This is a genomic window from Vibrio sp. 704, assembly GCF_033339295.1.
Genome location: NZ_JAWOUH010000766.1, coordinates 1 through 577, shown reverse-complemented (window position 1 = coordinate 577; position 577 = coordinate 1). Strand labels below are relative to the sequence as shown.

Genomic DNA, 577 nt, shown 5'->3' with positions numbered 1-577 from the left:
ATGATCAAAAAAAGCCACATTAAGTGGCTTTTTAAATCAGGTCAGTCAATCAACGACTATTGCTGATTGATGTACGCTTTAAAGCGCGCTTTTGTTTCTGCGTCTGCTTTTTGGTACCAGAAGTGCAGCATTTCTTCTGCCGTAGAATCTGCTTTCACTGCGGTTGCACGCGCTTGTTTCATGTCTTCAGGAATCTTTGCAGGAAGCGTGACTGGTTGCATGGTCGCTGCACCAGCAAAAGCGACGGCTGCTGTACCGCCAGCGCGGTTGTAATCTTCGATTTCACGCACGTAATCACGGCCGATTTGCATACCCGGTTTTATCAGCTTGTCTTGGTCAACTGCGACTGCTTTGCCTGAACCATCAACCAGTTTCCAATCGAGATCTTTGATGTTTTCTTCCGCGTCACGCATGTTGGGGTATTTTGGCTCTTAAATCGTCAACGCTGCATTTGCAGTATCGAAGCGTGCCACGATAGCGTCACTTTCTACGCTTAGACGGTCATTACCTTGGTTGAAGTAAGGTGCGTAGCGGAAAACGACTTGGTTTACGCCATCGGGTAGCGTCAATGTTTTTT

The 577-nt window shown here is 47.1% G+C and carries 1 pseudogene; it reads right to left on the bottom strand.

What is annotated here, in order from left to right:
* Positions 1 to 56: 56 nt before the first annotated feature.
* Positions 57 to 577 (bottom strand): annotated as a pseudogene (locus R7R24_RS28990) (DUF2057 family protein); the annotation flags it as partial.